This window comes from Citrobacter sp. wls711, assembly GCF_005281055.1.
Classification (GTDB): Bacteria; Pseudomonadota; Gammaproteobacteria; order Enterobacterales; family Enterobacteriaceae; genus Citrobacter; species Citrobacter gillenii.
Map to the genome: position 1 here is coordinate 1 of NZ_SZXC01000037.1, position 520 is coordinate 520.

Sequence of the window (520 nt, forward strand, 5' to 3'; positions counted from 1 at the left end):
ACCACTCTTTTTATTTCTTTTCCTTCAGGGCTGTCACGCATAATACCGTCTGAGTTTTTCTCCAGCGCCGGGAAAGAAGCCATATACGTTGCGACCTGCCACGTTTGTCCGTAATCTTTAGATATTTTATATGCCCCAGGTTCCCATCGCGGTATCAGAATATACTTATCTGATGAGTGAATATATACTCCGGAAAATATCTGATACGTTGAATAAATGCCATTTACTAATTCTTTATGTATATTCCTCCTGGTATCATGATACCAAAGTGCACCTTCGCAATCGAAGCCCTTTAGTTCCAGATACCGGTTATCATCATAGCGATAAATAACCTGTGAGGGTATTTTTTTTGTACAGGCCGCAATAGCGCATAGTGAAACCACGCCAATTATTACTCTTACCGTATTTCCCAGCTTCATAATTCATCCTTAAACGTTAAGCGGTTTGGGCATATCCCATTGCTGATTATTTCCCTGCATCCATATCGCAGTGCATCCGGGTCCAGCCCTTATAGCCCACC

1 pseudogene is annotated in these 520 nt (G+C 42.1%); it reads right to left on the reverse strand.

The features are described 5' to 3' along the window. Positions 1-419 (reverse strand): annotated as a pseudogene (locus FDW98_RS14330) (hypothetical protein); the annotation flags it as partial. Positions 420-520: the final 101 nt, after the last annotated feature.